The organism is Flavobacterium aquaticum (assembly GCF_003259835.1).
Taxonomy (GTDB): Bacteria; Bacteroidota; Bacteroidia; order Flavobacteriales; family Flavobacteriaceae; genus Flavobacterium; species Flavobacterium aquaticum.
The window spans coordinates 1-3,895 of the sequence record NZ_QLMI01000015.1; the positions used below are offsets into that span (position 1 = coordinate 1).

The window sequence follows — 3,895 nt, forward strand, 5'->3', positions numbered from 1 at the left end:
TTTCGGGAATTTTTGAAATGGCACAGTTGTTTAATTTAAAGTTTTGGCTATATTTGTGATGGCTTGGTGGTGCATTTTCGCCACATTTTTAAGCCACAGAACGTTAGGCAACATTTGAAATGAACATTTTTAATCGAAAAACAAAAAAGAAACATATTGAACAATTCGAGATAAAAATAATCGAATTGCTTGAATCTGAATTACCTCAGTTAAGAAAAGCATTCGGAATTTCTAAGCTAAGGCATATCAGTTTTATAGAAAAACCTAAATGTATTTTTGTTGCTAGAAGTTATGTCCCAAAATCATTTGAAGAAATTAATCGAAATCACAAAACATCGTTTAATTTAAATGGAATTTCTGTTTGGAATCGTAATACTGAAACATTTGAGTTAATCAAATTGAATTATTATTACGATGCTTTGACCCAAATCGAAATTGACAATCCTGAGTATTTTCACAAGACTTTTGACTTAAACAAAATCCAGAAAAATGAAATTAAATTGGAGCTTCTGAAAATGGAAAATCCAGACCAAAAAATTGCCGAAAAAGCTCTTAAGTCTCTAACTAAGGAACAGATTGGACTTTTAGAATTGGAATACACTTTTGAAATCGAGTTAGATGAAAAGTTGTTTTACACAATTTTGGATATGGAAGATGGAAATTATATAGCAGTAGACAAAAAAGGGAAAATATATCGTTTAAACCACGACCATGAAGAAAGAGTAAAACTAATTGCAAATAAACCAGCTGATTTTTTTGAGATTTATAACGGAAAAAAAAGTGAGCTAGAAAGTATAATGTATAAATAAAAACGTTGCCTAACAGCGGTTTGCTTCAATGGCTACTTCCGGATTTTCCTACGGAAAATCCGCTGCTGAATGGAATGTTTTGTTATATTTGTAATGGCTTGATGTTGGTGCAACGCCACTGAGAGCAAGCCGCAAAACGTTAGCAGAAAGCTTATGAAAAAATTTCCGAAATACATTTTTACTTTTTTTATTTTCTTTTGTTGTTTTTTTGGACATAGTCAAAATTTTATAGGAAGATATTGTTATCATTATACAGACAAATATGAAGTGAAAACTGAAATTGAAATTGAAGTGAAAGCAGATTCAACATACATAATGAAATCTATCGTGAATAGTTCACCTAAATATGGAGAAATTAAAAAAATTGAAAGTGAAGAAAATGGACAATTGATTTTTGAGAATAAGAAAATATACCTAAAAAGTAATAATAGTAATGTAAAGTCTGCATATCCGATAAAAGTTAATAATCGAAAACTGATAATTTTTGCTCTTAAGAAAAAGAAGAAATTATTTAGCTCTGAAAATAAATATACTGTGTCAAAAGGGATAGTTTTTCGTAAAAATAAATGTATAACAATTAGTGAATAAAAAGCCTTCTGCTAACAGCGGTTTGCTTCAATGGCTACTTCCGGATTTTCCTACGGAAAATCCGCTGCTGAATGGAATGTTTTATTATATTTGTAATGGCTTGGTGTTGGTTCAACGCCACTGAAAGCAAGCCACAGAACGTTATGTGGCATTTTAAAGACCGACACCACGAATGATAATTGAAGCAGAAATAATAAGTCAACCATACTCTGGAGAATACACCGAAAGAATTTACGACAATGAAAGTGCGTGGAATTCTCAAAGTTGGACTTTTATAAAATTTACCAATGACGACTATACGGAATGGTGCGGACAATTTCGTGGGTTTCCACGACAAGTTGCTATATCGACAAAGAATAAGATTGTTTTAGTTTTGACTTCTGACTATTTATTTCAACTTGACATTGAAACTGCAAACTTGATTGACATTGAAGATCAACCTCAATATCAAAATTTGATAGTTGCACCAAATGGAGATTTCATTCTCGCTGACTATTACAACTTTGAAAAAGTTACGACAAGCATTAAAGATAAAGAAACAATTGAAAGTCCAATTCAAATGGACATAATTGAATTCAAAAAGTGGGACAATGAAAAACTTGAATTTACCTGTGACGAATTTTTAAATTGGGACAGACACCTAACAATGACTTATGACAGTGGAACGAATAAATTTGAAATCGTAAATGGCTAAGTTTAAAATACGGTTTGTTGACATTGTTTATGGAGTAGCTATAATTGGTGCAGACTTATTTGTATTCATATTACTTGGACTTTTACTTATGGGTTATGACGATAGTTATGACAGTTCAAAGGGAGAATATTGGAGTTTGGCAAGTATGAACTCAACAGAAAAAATAATTTACATTTGTTACAACGCTTGGATAATTTTAAACATAATAGGACTTGTTTACATTGGACGAAAAATATACAGTAGGACAAAGAAAAACGCCACATAACAGCCGTTTGCCGCAATGGGGGCTGATGTGAGTAAATCAAGTGCAGTGCTTCTATCAACATTTGTGCTTAGTTGACAGTTTAGTGCTCCGAAATCCCCCACTGCGGTAAGCGGCAAAACGTTAGTGGTCATTATAAAACAACCTAAATGAAATCATATCTCCTATTAATTGTACTATTCTTAATTTTAAGTTGTAATGTCAATGATAAAAATTCTATAAAACATTTTGCAAGTTTGTCTATGAAAGAAGATGTTTTTATTTCTACAAAAACCGACTTTAAAGACACTTTATTTTATGAATATCGATTTCCAGATTCTACTAAATATTATTATGTTAAACTAAATCAAAAACAAACCGAAAATTTAAAAACACTTATTGAAAATATTTGCTCCGAAAAAAATTCTCAAAAATTTGAATTATCCATTGGACAACAATTGTTCTTAGTTGATGCGGAACAAGACCGATTTTACGTAAATGACTTATCTAAAGAAACAGAAAATTTTAAAAAGTTAAATTACTTTTTAAAAGAAAGTAGTCAAAAAATGATAAGTACAAAAGAGATCAAAACCTTTTGGGATTTTGGAAAATTTATTCCTCCGCCAAATCCACCAAAACAAATTCAAAATATAAAACTGAATACTAAAATAAAATGGTAATTACTTAACAAACCTTTGTAAACAGAACAGAAATTATAAAATTCAAAAATAACGTCCACTAACAACGGTTTGCTTCAATGGCTACTTCCGGATTTTCCTGCGGAAAATCCGCTGCTGAATGGAATGTTTTGTTATATTTGTAATGGCTTGGTGTTGGTGCAACGCCACTGAGAGCAAGCCGCAGAACGTTACCCACAATATGAGAAAAACAATGTTTACATACATAATAATCGGAATAATTTCAATCATAGGAATTGGAGTTTTAGTAAGTTGTAAAAAGAATACGAATAAAGAAACTGCCGAAAAAACCGCTGAACAAAATCCTTACATGCAAATGAGAAAAATGGCATTGGATGTAACAGCTGAACAACTTGGTTTTAAAATCCCTGAAGATTCAATTAAAGTCTACGGAATAGTAACAGACCTTGATATGGATGGCGGGACTGCTACTATTGTAACTTATTTAACTGGAGATGCAAGTATTTATTTAAGCTCTGGTGGTGGATTTATTGGTGCTGGACAGCATGAAAGCGTCCGAAAAGTTACCAAAAAATTTGTTGAAAATGGACATTTGATATCTTTCAAAGGAGAAAAGTTTGAAAATCCAGAATTACCGACAAAAGGAAATGCTAATTTTTACTTTTTGTCTAACATGGGGAAAACCAGAATTACAGAAAGCATGTCGAAAATGGAAAATGGAAATTCAGAATATTCAAAACTTTTCGAAGAGTTAAATATTGTGATGAACGAAATTAGATTGAAAAGCGGAAAATAAAAAATACTGTGGGTAACAGCGGTTTGCTTCAATGGCTACTTCCGGATTTTCCGTAGGAAAATCCGCTGTTGAATGGAATGTTTTGTTATATTTGTAATGGCTTGGTGT

6 protein-coding genes are annotated in these 3,895 nt (G+C 31.7%); all 6 read left to right on the forward strand.

Annotated elements, in window-relative coordinates; all coding sequences use genetic code 11:
• Window positions 1-119: 119 nt before the first annotated feature.
• On the forward strand, window positions 120-809 hold the full coding sequence (locus B0I03_RS12990; RefSeq protein ID WP_111567861.1) for a hypothetical protein: 690 nt from the start codon (window positions 120-122) through the stop codon (window positions 807-809).
• Between the two features lie 153 nt (window positions 810-962).
• A complete protein-coding gene (locus B0I03_RS12995; RefSeq protein ID WP_111567862.1) occupies window positions 963-1,397 on the forward strand; it encodes a hypothetical protein in 435 nt (144 codons plus the stop codon).
• 172 nt (window positions 1,398-1,569) lie between these two features.
• Window positions 1,570-2,091, forward strand: a complete 522-nt coding sequence (locus B0I03_RS13000; protein WP_111567863.1) for a hypothetical protein — start codon at window positions 1,570-1,572, stop codon at window positions 2,089-2,091.
• Window positions 2,084-2,356 (forward strand): hypothetical protein, encoded by a 273-nt coding sequence (locus tag B0I03_RS13005; RefSeq protein WP_111567864.1) that lies wholly within the window; start codon window positions 2,084-2,086, stop codon window positions 2,354-2,356. Before B0I03_RS13000 ends, B0I03_RS13005 begins: the two co-directional genes overlap by 8 nt.
• Window positions 2,357-2,502: 146 nt before the next feature.
• On the forward strand, window positions 2,503-3,012 hold the full coding sequence (locus B0I03_RS13010) for a hypothetical protein (protein ID WP_146603302.1): 510 nt from the start codon (window positions 2,503-2,505) through the stop codon (window positions 3,010-3,012).
• 199 nt (window positions 3,013-3,211) lie between these two features.
• Entirely contained in the window at window positions 3,212-3,787 is a 576-nt protein-coding gene (locus B0I03_RS13015; protein ID WP_146603303.1) for a hypothetical protein, read from the forward strand.
• Window positions 3,788-3,895 lie beyond the last annotated feature (108 nt).